The sequence below is a fragment of the Rhodococcus sp. KRD197 genome (assembly GCF_017168235.1).
In the GTDB taxonomy this organism is placed as follows: Bacteria; Actinomycetota; Actinomycetes; order Mycobacteriales; family Mycobacteriaceae; genus Rhodococcoides.
Genome location: NZ_JABFAO010000002.1, coordinates 1 through 15876, shown reverse-complemented (window position 1 = coordinate 15876; position 15876 = coordinate 1). Strand labels below are relative to the sequence as shown.

Below are 15876 nucleotides of genomic sequence, written 5' to 3'. Positions count from 1 at the left end.
CAAGTGTGACACCACTTCCGGCGACAGTCTGCGCGGACGACGCTGAGTGCATGACCGCAGGAACTGTCGGCGCAGCCTTCGAGCACAAGCGAACTCGCCTGCTTAGCGAGCTCGAACGTCCCGGGCAGCTGATCGAACACATCACGCCGAACTGGTTCGCGTCCGTGATGGGCACCGGCATCGTCGCCAACGCCGCGGCAACCCTGCCGGTGCACTCGGCCGAATTGCGTGCCTTCGCAACGGTCGTCTGGGCACTCGCGTCCTTCGCACTCCTCGCGCTGACGGTGGCGTTCGCAGCGCATTGGATACTTCACCCTGCGAACGCCCGTTTATACGCCGAGCACCCTGTCGTGTCCCTCTTCTACGGCGCACCACCGATGGCCATGCTGACGGTGGGAGCCGGCACGTTGTTGCTCGGCAAGGACGTCATCGGCGACACCGCGGCCCTGCACATCGCGGCGACCCTGTGGGTGCTGGGCACGATCACCGGGGTGGCGACCTCGGTGTGGATGCCGTACAGAATGCTGCGGCTGGGACGCTCGAACGCATTGCCGGCGTGGCTGATGCCGGTGGTTCCGCCGATGGTGTCCGCCACGGGTGGTGCTCTGTTGCTGCCCTACATCGGAGACGACGGCCTTCGAGTCTGGCTGCTCGCGCTGTGTTACGCACTGTTCGCGCTCAGCCTCGCGCTGGGAGCTGCAGCGATGACGCTGATCTACCGCGATCTGCTGCGCGGGGGCGGACCGGCATTGCAAGCGGCACCGACGGTCTGGATCACGCTCGGGCTGGTAGGGCAATCCATCACCGCGGCCAACCTGCTCGGCGCCGACGCCGGCCTCGTGCTGGGCAGCGCCCATGCGAGCCTCGCGCGTGATCTGCACGCGTTCGGAATCGGATATGGACTGTTCGTCGGGGTGCTCGCTATCGGCGCTGTCACGGTCGCCTGCACGGTGACAGCCAAGGCGATGCGCAACGGGCTGAGGTTTTCGCTCACCTGGTGGAGCTTCACCTTCCCGGTTGGCACGTGTGTCACGGGCGCGACCGCACTGGGCGCGGCACTCGGCCTCGGCGCAGTTTCTGCGCTAGCGGTGGTGTTGTATGCGGCGTTGCTTTCTGCTTGGGTCGTGGTTGCCGCACACACCGTGCGAGGATCGATCAGCGGCCGGATATTTCTGCCGTGAGTCGCAGTTGCCGGCGTCGTGAAAGGCAGAAATGCCAGAAGAGCCCAGCACCACCTCTCGCATCACCGAGAGGCTGCGCGCTGCAGGCTGCGTGTACGCCGAGATCGAAGCCGGTCTTCTTCTCGACGCCTTCGCCGGTGAAGAACTCGAGCAGGCCGTAGCGCAGCGCGTCGCAGGTACGCCACTCGAGCAACTTCTCGGGTGGGCCGAGTTCTGTGGCCTCCGCGTTCTCGTCGAACCTGGTGTGTTCGTCCCCCGTCGCCGGACGTCCCTGCTCGTTGCGAAGGCCGTCGAATGTGATCCGCACGTGGTGATCGATATCTGTTGCGGATCGGGTGCAGTCGGTCTCGCGCTCGCACACAGCGTCGCCGACATCGAGGTGCATGCCGCCGACATCGACGCTGCTGCAGCGCGATGTGCGCGTCGCAACCTGGCACCCATCGGCGGCCACGTGTACGAGGGTGATCTCTATTCTCCGCTGCCGCAATCGATTCGTGGCCACGCCGATGTGATCGTCGCCAACGCGCCGTACGTGCCGACCGCCGCGATCAGCTCGATGCCTCCGGAGGCGAGGGACCATGAGCCCAGGGTGGCTCTCGATGGTGGGCCGGATGGACTTGCCCTGCACCGCCGCATCGCCGCGGAGGCGGCCGAGTGGATTGCACCTGGTGGAACCCTGCTGATCGAGACGAGCGTCCGCCAGGCAGATGACACCGCAGCTATCGTCGCCGCACTTGGTTTCGAGCCGACCGTCGTGCATTCGGACGAGTTCGACGCCACGGTCGTGTCGGCACGATCGGATCCGTAGAAGCATCAGCCGCCCCGGCCGATTGACCTCGACCTACCTCGAGGTTCTAGCGTTGCGGGCATGAGTATGGAAGTCACCGCCCGGTCCCAGCTGTATCGGACCATGAACGCGTCGACGCAGCAGACGCAGTTCTCCAAGGAGACCGCGCAGCGAATTCTGACATTCGCGCGACCCCATCGGCGCAAACTGGTCGGATTCCTGATTCTCAGCGTCGTGCTGGCTGCGTTGGCGGTGGCGACGCCGGTGCTGGCGGGGCGGGTGGTCAATGCCATCGTCGACGGTGATCCGTTCGATGTGGTTCTGAGGCTGGCCGCCGCCATCGCAGCGATCGCAGTCGTCGATGCGGCATTCGGACTGCTGAACCGGTGGCTGTCGTCGAACATCGGTGAGGCATTGATTCTCGACCTGCGCACCGCGGTGTTCGATCACGTGCAAAAGATGCCGATCGCGTTCTTCACCCGTACCCGCACCGGTGCGTTGGTCAGCAGGCTCAACAACGACGTGCTCGGCGCCCAACGAGCATTCAGCGACACGCTCTCCGGAGTGGTGAGCAATCTGGTCATGCTCGGGTTGACGCTTGTCGTCATGCTCGGTATCTCGTGGCAGGTCACGCTGCTCGCGTTGCTGCTGCTTCCCATTTTCGTAATCCCGGCTCGCCGTATGGGTCACCGGCTGGCACGTCTGCAACGCGAAGCGGCCGAACATAATTCGGCCATGAGTACGCAGATGACCGAACGGTTCTCGGCTCCGGGCGCGACCTTGGTCAAACTGTTCGGGCAACCGGATAACGAATCGAGGGAGTTCGCGGTCCGCGCCAGCCGTGTCCGCGACATCGGGGTGCGGGCGGCCATGGTGCAGACCGTATTCGTGACAGCGCTGACGCTGGTGTCGGCTCTGGCTCTCGCAGTGGTGTACGGGCTCGGCGGATTCTATGCTCTCCGAGGGCAACTCGACGCCGGTTCGGTTGTCTCCCTGTCCTTGTTGCTCGCCCGGTTGTACTCACCGCTGACCCAACTCGCCAGTGCACGCGTCGAAGTGATGAGCGCACTCGTCAGTTTCGAGCGGGTCTTCGAGGTCCTCGATCTGGTCCCGCTGATCCAGGACAAGCCAGGCGCCGTGGACGTACCCGACGGCCCGGTTTCGGTCGAGTTGAGAGACGTCCGCTTCGCTTACCCGTCGGCGGACAGGGTTTCGCTCGCATCGCTCGAAGAAGTCACGACTCTGGACACGCGCGGCGGTGAGGAAGTGCTGCACGGGGTGTCGTTCAAGGCCGAGCCCGGCCGCATGGTCGCGCTCGTCGGAACCTCGGGTGCAGGCAAATCGACGATCGCTCAGCTGATCGCGCGGTTGTACGACGTCGACAGCGGCGCTGTTCGGCTGGGTGGAACGGACGTTCGGGACCTCCGGGCCGAGTCCATACGCTCCGCCGTAGGGATGGTGACCCAGGACGGGCATCTGTTCCACGACACAGTGCGGGCCAACATTGTCCTACCCCGGCCCGACGCACGAGACGATGAAGTGTGGGATGCACTTCGACGCGCGCGGCTGCAGGATCTGGTGGAGTCGCTACCCGACGGTCTGGGCACCGTCGTCGGAGAGCGCGGTTACCGGCTTTCCGGTGGCGAACGGCAGCGGCTCACCATCGCTAGGTTGCTGATAGCTCGACCTCGAGTGGTCATTCTCGACGAGGCCACTGCCTCGCTGGACTCTACGTCGGAGGCGGCGGTGCAGGCGGCTTTGGCCGAGGCGCTCGCTGGGAAGACGTCGGTGGTGATCGCGCACCGTCTGTCGACGATCCGGGCCGCTGACATCATCCTCGTCGTGGAAGGCGGAACCATCATCGAACGCGGAACGCACGAGGAGCTCCTCGCGGCGGGAGGCCGCTACGAGGAGCTCCATCGGACGCAGTTCGCGTCGGGGACTGTCGAGCCTGCGGAGTGAACTCAGCAGTTGCTCGGTGCGGGGACTCCCTTGAAGCGCGCGTCGATCCAGTCGAGCGCCTGTGGGAGTCCGAGCAGGGCGGCGGTGAGGTGGTCGTTGCTCGGCACGATCAGTCGGGTGACCGGGACGCCCGCCGCGCAGTACCGTGCGATCGTGTTGTCGATAGAGGACACGGGAATGAGCGCGTCCGTGGGGCTGTGCCACTCGAAGTACGGTGCCTTCGGCACGCCGGAATAGAGCTCGACGCTGTTCTCGTTGACGGCGGCGATCATCTCCGGGCTCTCGATCAGAGACAACGATCCGGCTACCTGCATCGCACTCTTCCCGGCGCCAACGGCGAGGATGTCGTTGGTGCAGGCGTCCTGAAGCTCTGTCGCCATCTGCTGGCCCAGCGGGTTGAGCTGCTGACTGATCGGGATACGGGTCGGGTACTCACGCTCGAGGCCCATCGCGGCCGCGAAGGCGAGCCCGAACGCCGGATGTGGACTGAAACCGAGGTCACGAGCCATGCGCTCGAGGTTCATCGGGGCACCGCCGGTGGCGCTGCCTACGATGTTCAGTTCGGGCGCGTAGTCGTTGTGTAGTGCCGCGGCCCATGCCGTGGCCATACCGCCACCGGAGTAACCGGCGAGCGCGACCGGACTCTCCTGCAGCTGCAGCTGCTCGAAGCGCTGCGTCGCTCGAATGCTGTCCAGGACGATCTGGCCGCCCAGCTTGGCGGCACCGTACGCGCTGTTCGGTCCGAGATGATCGGCGATGGCGATGGTCCACCCACGCTGCAGTGCAACGTTGAGCGCCGGAGCCTCACGGATCACCAGATTTGGGTCCTGCGACCACAGTGCCTGCGACGGTGCGCACTCCAGACCCAGGGCGTTGATGATGTGCTGGTAGGACAGCAGCGGGCCGTTGGGGGCTTTGTCTCTCGGGACCAGCACCGTGTTGACGGCGGCGATGGGCTCGCCCGCGGAGTTGGTCGAGCGGAATCGAAGCTGCCACACATCGGAATCGAAGAAGCCCGGGGGCGGTGGCATCATGCGACTGGAGATGATGTCGCCCGGGTTCGTGGCCTCGAGGTCTGGAACAGGCGCGTAGAACGCGTCCGAGATAGGCGTCGGCTCCAGCGGAAACGCCGTCGCGGGTGCGGCGACCAGCGCCGAACATGCGACCGCTACCGCCGTCAGACATGCCGCCCCGGCCAACTTGGTTAAGCGCATTGCGTCGAACCCCTCCCGCACAAATCGTCGAATTCAGGAAAAAAACCGACACTTCGGATACCCCGCCATGTGACGATATCCGAGATCGAACCCCTCCCGTTACGTCCGTTTCGAAAAATGTCCGAATCGCTACGCAAGCCCGACCCTATGGCAACACCGCCCTGCTGACCAGTGGCAGTTGATGCGCAACGCTAAGCTTTGGGATCAATCTCGAGCACCACATCGGCCGGTTGTTTGTCCTCACGTAGCCCGCGCCAACTCGGATGCCTCAGATGCATCGAATCCGTCCATTCGAAGAATCTCACCTCTCCGACGAGCGTCGGCGAGACCCACACGGCGTCGTTGCGGTCGGCAGCGGGGAGTTCTTCGACGAACGGAGAGTCCTCGGTCTCGAGCGGCTCGAGCATCTCTGCCAGGGCGTCCAAACCGCGGTCGGAGAAGCCTGTGCCCACGCGCCCCAGATAGCGAAGGCCGCCCGGTCCGGGGACGCCGACGAGCAGGGATCCGAGCCCACCGGTACGGCGGCCCCGACCGCGTCGCCAGCCCCCGATGACGATCTCCTGAGTGAGCCAGTTCTTGGTCTTGATCCAGGTGCGTGCTCTTCGGCCGGGCTGATAAATGGAATCGACGCGCTTGGCCACCACGCCCTCCCAGCCACGTTCGACGCTGGCGGCGAGCGCCTCCTCCGCCGAGCCGGTGAGTGCGTCCGGGACGATGACCGAATCGAGTCCTGTGGTGAGGAGTTCGAGCAGTCGGCGCCTGTCGGAGTACTTCTTCTTCAGCAGTGACGTCCCGTCCAAGTGCAGCAGGTCGAACGCGATGAATCGCACGTCTTTGCCTGAACTGCCCTGTAAGAGTTCGAAACTCGTGTTTCCATCGGCGCCGTAGACGACGGCCTCGCCGTCGATCACCGCCTCGTGTTCGGCGAGATCATCGGCGAGAGCGGAGAGACCGTGAAAGCGCTCGGTCAGGTCCTTGCCCGAACGTGACGCCAATGCGAACTCGCCATAGGACAATCGCGCGACCACCCGAAAGCCGTCCCACTTGCCCTCGAACGCCCAGTCTCCGTCGGGAAGGTCTCGTATGTCGCCGGCCGTGGCCAGCATCGGCGCAACGCTCTTCGGTAGCTCGCTCTTGGGTAGCTCGCCGGATGCTCCCTGATCCTTCATTCGATGCATCAACCACTGATCACCCTTGGTCCGGACGAGTGCGAACCTGCCCTGGGCTTTCTCGCCGCTCAGCACCACGATCACCTCGTCCTCGCGCCACTTCTCGAGCTCGTAGCTACCCGAGTCCCAGATGCTGACCTCGCCGCCGCCGTACTCACCCTTGGGGATGCTGCCCTCGAACGTGGCGTATTCCAACGGATGGTCCTCGGTGCGCACCGCGAGCCGGTTCTGGCCGGGGTCGTCCGGAATGTTCTTCGGGACTGCCCACGAGACCAACACTCCGTCGTGTTCGAGCCGGAAGTCGTAGTGCAAACGCCGCGCATGGTGTTCCTGGATGACGAACGTATCGTCCTCACCCCGGGGTTCGGTGGCCACCGGGATCGGCTCCGGAGTCCTGGAGGCGCTGCGCATACTGCGGTACGTCGAGAGCTTGTCGGGTCGGTTTTCCATGGGCAGAGGCGGGTCCAGGTCGGCCAGCAGGTCGCCGTGTTCCTCGAAGCGCTCGAGCACATCCTCGAAGCGCAGCTGCGTCAGCCCCGGCGCCTCGAGCTCCTCCCACGATCTCGGTGCAGCGACGGTCGGCGTAGCCCGACCGCGCATCGAATACGGCGCAACCGTCGTCTTCTTTCCGTTGTTCTGCGACCAGTCCACGAAGACCCGGCCGGTGCGTTTGGCCTTGGCCATCGTCGCGGTCACCCGGCTCGGATCGCGTTCTTCGAGCAGCGTCGCAACACGCTTGGCGACGGTGGACGCCCCGGCCGGTGTCAACGGTTTCTCCAGCGGGGGCTTCTCCAGCGGGACATACAGGTGAATACCCTTGCTACCGCTGGTGACGGGGAAGGCCGTGAATCCGATCTCGGCGATCATGTCCCTGATCTCGCAGGCGACCTCCGCGCATTGCGCCAGATCGACATCGTCACCCGGGTCCAAGTCGAAAACCATTCTCGTCGCCGGGCCCGGTGAGTCGCCGTCGAACCGCCACTGCGGGACGTGTGCCTCGATGGATGCCTGTTGGGCCAGCCAGGCCAGGTCTGCCGCCGTCGAGAAGAGGGGATACGTCACCACGCGATCGGAGTGCTGCATTCGCCGTCGATCCAGCCAATCGGGTGCCGAAGCCGCGAGGTTCTTCTCGAAGAACGACGGTTGCTCGACGCCGTTCGGCCACCTCTTGCGTGTCACAGCCCGGCCGGCCAGGTGCGGAAGCATAGCGGGGGCAATGGCGACGTAGTACTCGATCACCTGGCGTTTGGTGGTGCCCGTTTCCGGAAACAACACCTTGTCCAGATTGGTCACCGAGACCTTTCGGCCTGCGATGTCGAGCGTCGCCATCAGCCCAGGTTAGTTGCCGCCGGGGCGCACCGTGCTCCGGTTGTGTCAAGCTCGAAGGTATGGCAACGATCAGCGTCACCGTGCAGATGCCCGAAAATCCACAAGGTGCGTGGGACAAAGCGTCGGCGCTCGATCGCTTTCACGAGTGGATGACCATTCACGGAGGGTGGTGCAGTCCGCCGCCGAAGACCCTCGAAAAGGGCACCGAGGTGCAGTCGTTGGTGAGGGTCAAGGGATTCAAGAACACCATCTCCTGGACGTTCACCGAGTACCAGGAGCCGCAGCTCATCGAGATGGCCGGGCGGGGCAAAGGCGGCGTCAAGATTTCGCTGACCATCAACGTCCGCGAGCACTCCGAGGGCTCCGAGCTCACCCTCGACGCGTACTTCGGCGGCGGCGTTCTCTTCGGACCCGTCGGCAGCGTCGTCGCGCGCACACTGGACAGCGACGTCAAGCAGTCGGTCGCGAATCTCGCGGCGCTTCCTGCATAGGGCCGGACTGAATCAACCTTCCCCGGCTTCCCGGGTACGCCGCAGCCACCAGAGTCCGGCGATGGGCAGGATGACAGGGATGAACAGGTACCCCTGGCCGAAGTGCGACCACACGGTGGCGTCCGGGAAATCCTGGGGTGCGATGTAGCTGAGCGCCCCGATGGCGAGCACCCCGACGAGTTCGATGATGCAGGAGACCGTCACGACGCGTCGCGAGGCCTCGGTGGCACGGGCGAGCCCGATGGTGGCGATGATGTACACCACCGCTGCCACCGCGGACAGGATGTACGCGAGCGGCGCAACCTCGAATCGGGTTGTCAGCTGCACGATCGACCGCGACGTCGCGGCGACGGCGAACACTGCGTAGACAGCGATGAGAAAGCGACCGAAACCGGTGCGCGTCGCTTGTTGCAGAGTGTCAGGCATATCCGGCCCATATCTGGCTGAGGCGCAGCACCATGGCCGCGAGGGTGGCGACGGCGACGAGCAGGACGGCGGTGCCGCCGCGGGAGCGATCGCCCAGCGACCACCAGGTGCCGATGGGCAGCAGTAACAGCAACCCGATCAGATATGAACCGAATGTGATCCGGTGGATATCGCGATCGCTGGTGAACATCATGACGAACCCGATGATGGCCTGTGCGAGCACGACTGCCTCGGTCGCCGAGATCGTCCAGAACAGGGCTCGGTCCGATCTGTTCTTCAGCAGAACCGGACTGTTTCTGGCGAGCTTGAGCAGAACCCACAGGCCGACGACAAGCGAGAGCGCATACAACAAGCCGGTGACGGCGCCGATCATCGATCCCTCTTACTGAGCGTGCGGACGGTGGGACACCACCCAAGAGTATCGGGGTGACGGCCCCCACAGCCGTGAGGCCTTCGAAACAGGGCGTTATTCCGACCGTGACCAATCGGAAATCGACGAGGCCTGTACTTGTTCCATGGCCGAGGAGGCCTGATCACACTCTTTCGCCGGTGGCCAACGTCAGTCCGCCGACTCCTCCATCGTTTTCACAACACAGGAGCATCCACCAGTGTCAGACATCGACAAGACCATCGCCGAGAACATCGCGAAGTCCCTCGGAGAGATCCCGCACCCGTCGCTCCCCAAGGGCAGCAACATCTACGGTTCCACCAAGATCTTTCCCGACTACAAGGCCGAGAACGGCGAAAGCTACTTCACGTTGGTGCACGGCATCGCCCACGAGTCCTCGGTGAGCTTCGTCGCAGTGCTCCAGGCGACGCGCGCGCTACGCAAGGGTTTCGAGTCCGCGATGTACTTCTACGGCCCCGGCGCAATCAATTGTCTTGCCACTCGGGGCTTTCCGACCACAGGTGACTCGGGTTTCCCCGGCGAGCAGAACATCAACGACTCGCTTGCGACGTTCATCTCCGAAGGTGGCACCGTCTTCTGCTGCCGGTTCGGTCTCGCACTGCACGGCGGACGCGAAGAGGACCTGATCGAGGGTGTGATTCCGGCGCACCCGCTCGACGTGCAGGATGCGCTGATTCACTACGCCCGCAAGGGCGCCATCATCAACTCGACCTACATGGTCTAGGAGAAGAGCCATGTCGGTCAGTACGCGTGTAGACCTGGCGTTGCTCGGAGTCCGCGGAACGCCACCGGTCAACAGAACGGCCGGCGCAGGGCCCAGCGACGACGGGCATATGCGAATCGACGGTCTGGGCGCAGCCATCCCGCGCAATCCGTCGAGTCCGTACGTCCTCGAAGGCGGCCGAGTTCTCCTCGACGGCAACGACATCGGCCTCGATGTCGAGCCCGTGGAACGGCCGCGGTTCTACGACCTCGAAACCGCTGACGGTATCGCCTACGAGAAGATCGCCAAGCTGCACGGATCGAGCGTCCTGGCCACGACTGTGGTGCAGACGTGCATCAGATACGACGCAGATCAGCGGTGCAGGTTCTGCTCGATCGAGGCATCGCTGGAGGCAGGGGACACCATCGCGGTCAAGACGCCGGCGCAGCTGGCCGAGGTCGCCGAGGCCGCGGTCCGGCTCGACGGTGTCACCCAGATGGTGATGACGACGGGGACATCCGCGGCGAAGGACCGAGGCGCCCGGCACCTCGCCCGGTGCGTCCGCGCGATCAAAGCGGTGGTCCCGAATCTACCGATCCAGGTTCAGTGCGAACCTCCCGGTGACCTGGAGACGATCACCGAGCTGTTCGACGCGGGGGCCGAGTCGATCGGGATTCACGTCGAATCGCTCGACGACGATGTTCGGCGGGCCTGGATGCCGGGTAAGGCGTCCGTGCCGCTGACCGAGTACCGCGCAGCGTGGGCGGAAGCGGTGCGGGTGTTCGGACGCAACCAGGTTTCCACCTATCTGCTGGTCGGGCTCGGTGAGGACCCCGACGAATTGGTATCGGGTGCAGTGGAACTGATCGAAATGGGCGTCTATCCCTTCATCGTGCCCTTCCGCCCGCTCGGCGGAACTCTCGCCGTCGAGGTCGACCGGGCAATCGCACCGCCGTCGAGCATCCTCGAGGATGTCACGCGCCGCGTCGCGAAGGAACTGCAGGCGGCGTCGATGCTCGGCTCCGACCAGAACGCGGGATGCGCGGCCTGCGGAGCCTGCAGTGTTCTGCAGAATGCAGGAGGTTGATTTCATGTACGCCACGGACCTGGCAGGACTCTCGGGCACAGTCACGACGGTGCAGCCGCAGTTTCTCGTTCAACCCTGTTCGGATGCCGAGCAATTGAACCACTACCGGGCTCTGCGGCGCGATGTCTTCGTCGCCGAACAGGGTCTGTTCGCAGGCACCGACCACGATGATGTCGACGACGACCCGCGCTGCATCGTGCTGACGGCCAACGCGCCCGACGGTACCCTGCTCGGCGGCGTTCGACTCGCTCCCCGTACCGACGTCGATCTCGGCTGGTGGGCGGGAAGCCGCCTCGTGGTCTCCGGTGCGGCGCGAACGTCCGGGGTCGGACCCGCCCTGGTCCGCGCGGCATGTGCGTATGCAGAAAGCCAGGGCGTCTTGCGTTTCGATGCCGTGGTGCAGAAGCAGCACGAATCGCTGTTCGCCGCATTGGGGTGGGTCCGGCGCGAGGACGTTCAGGTGGCAGGGGCACCACACGTGTCCATGTGGTGGCCGATCGACCGGATCGACCGGCTGGTCTCATCGACCAAAGCGATGCTGGCTAGCGTGCTGGCGCCGTTGAAGGCTGCACCACTCGGACTCGGTCCGAAAGGTTTTCGCGGCGACGACGGTGTTCCGGTCCCCGGCAGCGATGTCATCGCCGCGTGCGACGCCATCATCCCCTCGATGGTCGACCGCGACCCCGAATGGGCCGGATGGTGTGCCGCACTGGTGAATCTGAACGACCTCTCCGCCATGGGCGCCCACGCCGTCGGCATGCTCGACTCGGTGGGTGCGCCCACCCGATCCAGGCTGACTCGCATCATCAGGGGGCTGGCAGCAGCGTCCACCGCATGGCAGGTACCGGTGCTGGGTGGACACACCCAGGTGGGCGTGCCGTCCGCGCTGTCGGTCACGGCGCTGGGCCGCAGTGTCGCACCCATTCGAGCCGGCGGTGCATCCAGTGGTGACCGACTGACTCTCACCGTCGACATCGAAGGTCGTTGGCGCCGCGGCTATCACGGTCAGCAATGGGACTCGTCCTCGCGGCGCAACTCCACAGAACTCACCACGATGGCATCGTTCGTTGCTCGCACTGCACCTCGAGCGGCGAAGGATGTCAGCATGGCAGGTTTGGCCGGGACGGTAGGAATGTTGGCCGAGGCCTGCGGAACCGGGGCCGTTCTCGACGTGGCATCCATACCGAAGCCCGACTCCGCATCCATGGGTGAATGGGTCACATGCTTTCCCGGGTTCGCGATGATCACCGCGGACCGTCCCGGCGCCCCACTCGCCGCGTCGGGACCAGCAGTATCCGCAGCATGCGGAGAACTCACCGACCATCCGGGCGTCGCACTGCGATGGCCCGACGGAATCACCACTCGCGCGGTCACGTCCACCGTGACCGGATTGGGAGAAGCATGAACGACGTGACCATCTCCGTGGCCGCGGCCGAGTTCGGCCGCGACATGGAACAGGGCTACCGCACCATAGCCGCACTGCTCGAGGAATCACGCAATCGAGGAAGCCAACTGCTCGTGCTCCCGGAGGCCTGCCTCGGCGGATACCTCCCCAGCCTCGGCGGCGGAGACGAATCCGAACCCGCGCGTCGGCGCCGGCTCGAAAGCCTGCCGCCTGCACTCGAACTCGACGGCCCCGAACTGAAGCGCGTCGCCGACATGGCCGGTGACATGGTTGTGACGCTCGGGTTCTGTGAGAAGGACGGTGATACGCGGTACAACGCTGCCGTAACGCTCCACGGCGACGGCATCCTCGGCTCGTACCGGAAGGTGCACCAGCCGCTCGGAGAAAACCTCTGCTACGACGCCGGTGACAGCTACGCAGCATTCGACACTCCGGTCGGGCGAATGGGTATGCAGATCTGCTACGACAAGGGATTCCCCGAGGCTGCACGAGAACTCGCCCTCGACGGTGCAGAGATCATCACCTCCATCTCGGCGTGGCCGACCGCCCGCACGGCCACGGTGTCCAATATGGAGGACGACCGTTGGAAGCAACGGTTCGACATCTACGACCGAGCCCGCGCGCTGGAGAACCAGGTGATCTGGGTGGCCGCGAACCAGGCCGGCACCTTCGGCTCGTTGCGGTTCGTGTGCAGCGCGAAGATCGTCGGACCGGGTGGCGAGATTCTCGCGGGAACCGGAGTCGAACCCGGGCTCGCCACGGCGACCGTAGACGTGGCCGAACTCATCGGTGCCGCTCGCGGCGGCGGTATGTACAACCTGCGCGACCGTCGGCCATCGGTGTACCGCACCATCACGAAGGAGCCGGCCCATGCCTGAGATGAAGTTCGTCGTTCAGTGGCCCGATGGTCGCGAGCAGTCCTGCTATTCCCCGTCGCTGGTGATGCACGACTATCTCGAACCGGGAGCCGAGTACACCGTGGCAGACTTTCTCGCACGCGCCTCCACAGCGCTGACCGTGGCCAGTGACCGAGTGCTGGAGAAGTTCGGAATGCGTTGCACGTCAGCAGCGCAACAAATGGAAGAGATCGCCGCTACCGGCGCCGCCTTCCGCACCGGCGCAGTCCGGGTAGTGAGCATGTCGGGAGCTGAACTGTTATGACCGCCAATCACACCGTCATCGTGATCGGGGGCGGGCAAGCGGGCCTGTCGATCAGTTGGCACCTCACTCAGCGCGGAGTCGAACACGTTGTGTTGGAACGTGACACGATTGCACACGAGTGGAAGGACTCTCGCTGGGACAACTTCACCCTGGTCACCCCGAACTGGCAGTGCTCGCTTCCGGGCTTCTCCTACGACGGCGACGACCCGGACGGGTTCATGAAACGCGACGAGGTCTACGAGTTCGTGTTGCGGTATGCGCAGAGCTTCGATGCGCCCGTGCGGGAGCATGTTTCGGTGCTCGCTGCTCGCCGCGGGCAACCCCGATTCGGCGATCCCGACGAGGCAGCTGGATTCGATCTCGACACGACCGCCGGGCCGATGCACGCCGAACACATCGTGGTGGCGATCGGGGGCTATCACATTCCGACCATTCCTCGCTTCGCGGAGAAACTACCGCCGAGCATCACGCAGATCCACTCCTCGCAATACCGCGGTTCGCACCAGTTTCCGGATGGTGACGTGCTGGTGGTCGGCACCGGCCAATCCGGCGCACAGATCGCCGAGGACTTGCACGTGGATGGTCGACGAGTGCACCTGGTTGCGGGAACTGCGCCGCGCGTGGCGCGGTTCTACCGCGGCCGTGACTGTGTCGCCTGGTTGCACGACATGGGGACCTATGATGTTCCCATCGAAAACCAACCCGGTGGCGTCGGCAAACGCGAGAACACCAACCACTACGTGACCGGTCGCGACGGTGGCCGAGACATCGACCTGCGCGCGTTCGCCACCGAGGGGATGCGCCTGTACGGGCGCCTGATGGGCGTCGACGACGGTGTGTTGCGGTTCGCGCCGACTCTCGAAGCTTCCCTCGACTCGGCCGATGCCGTCGCGGAGTCGATCAAGGACAGCATCGACGCCTACATCGAACGCGAAGGTATCTCGGCACCTACCGAAACGCGCTACGTTCCGGTGTGGCGGCCCGAGACGGAAACCACCGAACTCGATCTCGCCGACGCCGGAATCACCGCGGTGGTGTGGTCGGTCGGCTTCCGGACCGACTACTCGTGGCTCGAGGTCGGCGCCTTCGACGGCCAGGGACACCCGACGCACAATCGTGGTGTGACAGCGGTGCCCGGCCTGTACTTCCTGGGCTTGCCCTGGCAACACACCTGGGGTTCGGGGCGTTTCGCGTCCGTTTCCCGGGACGCGGAGTTCTTGGCCGATGCCATCGGGCTCGAGATCAGTGCGGCGCAGCCGGAAAGGTCTACGGTATAGGACTGTGGCTGTGGTTCGGATAGGTGCGCTCGCCGCGCATTTCGGTCGAGACGTCGACCGCGCGGTACTCAAGATCACGACGATCATCGAGGGTGCGAAGCGGGACGGTATCGACCTGCTCGTGCTGCCCGACGCGTCGCTGGGCGGGTACATCGACAGTTTGCGGAACCCCGATGTTTCGGAGCTGCCTCCGACTCTCGACGTGGATGGCCCGGAGATCACTGCGATTCGGCTCGCCGCAGGTGCGATGACCGTATGCATCGGATACACCGAACTGTCGAACGGGCTGCGCTACAACGCGGCTGCCTGCGTCACCGGTGACGGTGTGTTGGGTAGTCACCGGAAGGTCCACCAGCCGCTGGGGGAATCTCTGGCCTACGCCGCCGGTGACCGGTTCGATGCCTTCGACACTCCGGTGGGCCGCATGGGGATGTTGATCGACTACGACAAGACCTTCCCCGAATCCGCACGCACGTTGGCGCTGGACGGCGCGCGTGTCATCGCCGCGTTGTCGGCGTGGCCCGCGAGTGTCACCGATCGCGCGTCCAGCCTGCCGAACGATCGTCAGTCGAGACTGTTCGACCTGTACGACGCAGCTCGTGCCGCGGAGAATCAGGTGGTCCTCGTCTCGTCCAACCAGACCGGCACCATGGGTTCACTTCGATTCCTGGGCCAGGCGAAGATCGTCGGTCCGGGTGGAGATGTGCTGGCGAAGACATGGTCCAAAGGCGGTCTGGCCGTGTGCGACATCGACATCGACGCCGAGGTCGACCGCGCCAGACGGGTCCTGTACCACTTGCAGGAGCGTCGGGTGGACAGCTACCCGAACCTGCTGGAGAAGGAACTGCAATGACCGTGGAGTCGCTGCACGTTGCCCTGCTGACGTATTCGTCGAAGCCGCGTGGTGGGGTGGTGCATACCCTGCATCTGGCGGAGGCGCTGGCACGCGCTGGTGCCGAGGTCACGGTGTTCTCGCTCGGTCGGGGTGGGGACGATGCGTTCTTCCGTCCGGTGGATGACGCGGTGACGGTGGAGATGGTGCCGTTCGAGTCGCGGGTGGACGAGAGCGTGGGCGAGCGGATCCTTCGATCCATAGATGTTCTGGGCGAGGCATTCTCGCGAGCTGGTCGTTTCGACATCGTCCACGCCCAGGATTGCATCTCGGCGAATGCGGTCGGCAGGTGCATCCGAACGATTCACCACCTCGACGAGTTCACGACGCCGGAGCTCGCGGTCTGCCACGAGCGCGCCGTCACCGAGCCCTATGCTCGGATC

At 64.8% G+C, this 15876-nt stretch carries 16 protein-coding genes; 12 read left to right on the top strand and 4 right to left on the bottom strand.

Annotated elements, in window-relative coordinates; genetic code table 11:
- The first annotated feature begins 50 nt into the window (after nt 1–50).
- Genes J1M86_RS02305 through J1M86_RS02295 form a run of 3 tightly spaced genes read left to right on the top strand, consistent with a single transcriptional unit; the run spans nt 51 to nt 3930 of the window.
- Nucleotides 51–1181, top strand: a complete 1131-nt coding sequence (locus J1M86_RS02305) for a TDT family transporter (protein ID WP_206508690.1) — start codon at nt 51–53, stop codon at nt 1179–1181.
- A 31-nt stretch (nt 1182–1212) separates the two neighbouring features.
- Nucleotides 1213–1989 carry a putative protein N(5)-glutamine methyltransferase gene (locus J1M86_RS02300; RefSeq protein WP_206508689.1) on the top strand — a complete coding sequence of 259 codons (777 nt, stop codon included), beginning with the start codon at nt 1213–1215 and terminating at the stop codon, nt 1987–1989.
- A 60-nt stretch (nt 1990–2049) separates the two neighbouring features.
- A complete protein-coding gene (locus tag J1M86_RS02295; RefSeq protein ID WP_206508688.1) occupies nt 2050–3930 on the top strand; it encodes an ABC transporter ATP-binding protein in 1881 nt (626 codons plus the stop codon).
- Nucleotides 3931–3932: 2 nt separating this feature from the next.
- Here the strand turns inward: J1M86_RS02295 and J1M86_RS02290 are convergent, their stop codons facing one another.
- Nucleotides 3933–5144: a lipase family protein gene (locus tag J1M86_RS02290; protein WP_206508687.1), complete on the bottom strand. Its 1212-nt coding sequence runs from the start codon at nt 5142–5144 to the stop codon at nt 3933–3935.
- A gap of 191 nt (nt 5145–5335) precedes the next feature.
- Nucleotides 5336–7642 carry an ATP-dependent DNA ligase gene (locus J1M86_RS02285; protein WP_206508686.1) on the bottom strand — a complete coding sequence of 769 codons (2307 nt, stop codon included), beginning with the start codon at nt 7640–7642 and terminating at the stop codon, nt 5336–5338.
- 59 nt (nt 7643–7701) lie between these two features.
- On the opposite strand from J1M86_RS02285, the gene J1M86_RS02280 reads away from it, so the two are divergent.
- On the top strand, nt 7702–8133 hold the full coding sequence (locus J1M86_RS02280) for an SRPBCC family protein (RefSeq protein WP_075837843.1): 432 nt from the start codon (nt 7702–7704) through the stop codon (nt 8131–8133).
- Nucleotides 8134–8145: 12 nt separating this feature from the next.
- Here J1M86_RS02280 and J1M86_RS02275 read toward each other — a convergent pair whose 3' ends face one another.
- A complete protein-coding gene (locus J1M86_RS02275) occupies nt 8146–8559 on the bottom strand; it encodes a hypothetical protein (protein ID WP_075837842.1) in 414 nt (137 codons plus the stop codon).
- Nucleotides 8552–8932: a hypothetical protein gene (locus J1M86_RS02270; RefSeq protein WP_206508685.1), complete on the bottom strand. Its 381-nt coding sequence runs from the start codon at nt 8930–8932 to the stop codon at nt 8552–8554. Before J1M86_RS02270 ends, J1M86_RS02275 begins: the two co-directional genes overlap by 8 nt.
- A gap of 235 nt (nt 8933–9167) precedes the next feature.
- On the opposite strand from J1M86_RS02270, the gene J1M86_RS02265 reads away from it, so the two are divergent.
- The 8 genes from J1M86_RS02265 to J1M86_RS02230 form a co-directional block, all read left to right on the top strand.
- Nucleotides 9168–9692, top strand: coding sequence for an MSMEG_0572/Sll0783 family nitrogen starvation response protein (locus J1M86_RS02265; protein ID WP_075837840.1), 525 nt, complete (start codon nt 9168–9170; stop codon nt 9690–9692).
- Between the two features lie 10 nt (nt 9693–9702).
- Complete coding sequence (locus J1M86_RS02260; RefSeq protein WP_206508684.1) at nt 9703–10758, top strand: MSMEG_0568 family radical SAM protein; 1056 nt, start codon at nt 9703–9705, stop codon at nt 10756–10758.
- A complete protein-coding gene (locus tag J1M86_RS02255; protein WP_206508683.1) occupies nt 10745–12163 on the top strand; it encodes an MSMEG_0567/sll0787 family protein in 1419 nt (472 codons plus the stop codon). The genes J1M86_RS02260 and J1M86_RS02255 overlap by 14 nt, the downstream gene beginning before the upstream one ends.
- Complete coding sequence (locus J1M86_RS02250) at nt 12160–13041, top strand: carbon-nitrogen hydrolase family protein (RefSeq protein WP_206508682.1); 882 nt, start codon at nt 12160–12162, stop codon at nt 13039–13041. Before J1M86_RS02255 ends, J1M86_RS02250 begins: the two co-directional genes overlap by 4 nt.
- The gene (locus J1M86_RS02245) at nt 13034–13324 is read left to right on the top strand and encodes an MSMEG_0570 family nitrogen starvation response protein (RefSeq protein WP_075837837.1); all 291 of its coding nucleotides are present in this window, start codon (nt 13034–13036) and stop codon (nt 13322–13324) included. The genes J1M86_RS02250 and J1M86_RS02245 overlap by 8 nt, the downstream gene beginning before the upstream one ends.
- Complete coding sequence (locus J1M86_RS02240) at nt 13321–14601, top strand: MSMEG_0569 family flavin-dependent oxidoreductase (protein WP_206508681.1); 1281 nt, start codon at nt 13321–13323, stop codon at nt 14599–14601. Before J1M86_RS02245 ends, J1M86_RS02240 begins: the two co-directional genes overlap by 4 nt.
- 4 nt (nt 14602–14605) lie before the next feature.
- Nucleotides 14606–15454, top strand: a complete 849-nt coding sequence (locus J1M86_RS02235; protein ID WP_206508680.1) for a carbon-nitrogen hydrolase family protein — start codon at nt 14606–14608, stop codon at nt 15452–15454.
- A gap of 11 nt (nt 15455–15465) precedes the next feature.
- Nucleotides 15466–15876: glycosyltransferase (locus J1M86_RS02230; RefSeq protein ID WP_206509107.1), on the top strand; the 411-nt coding region annotated here is incomplete at its 3' end.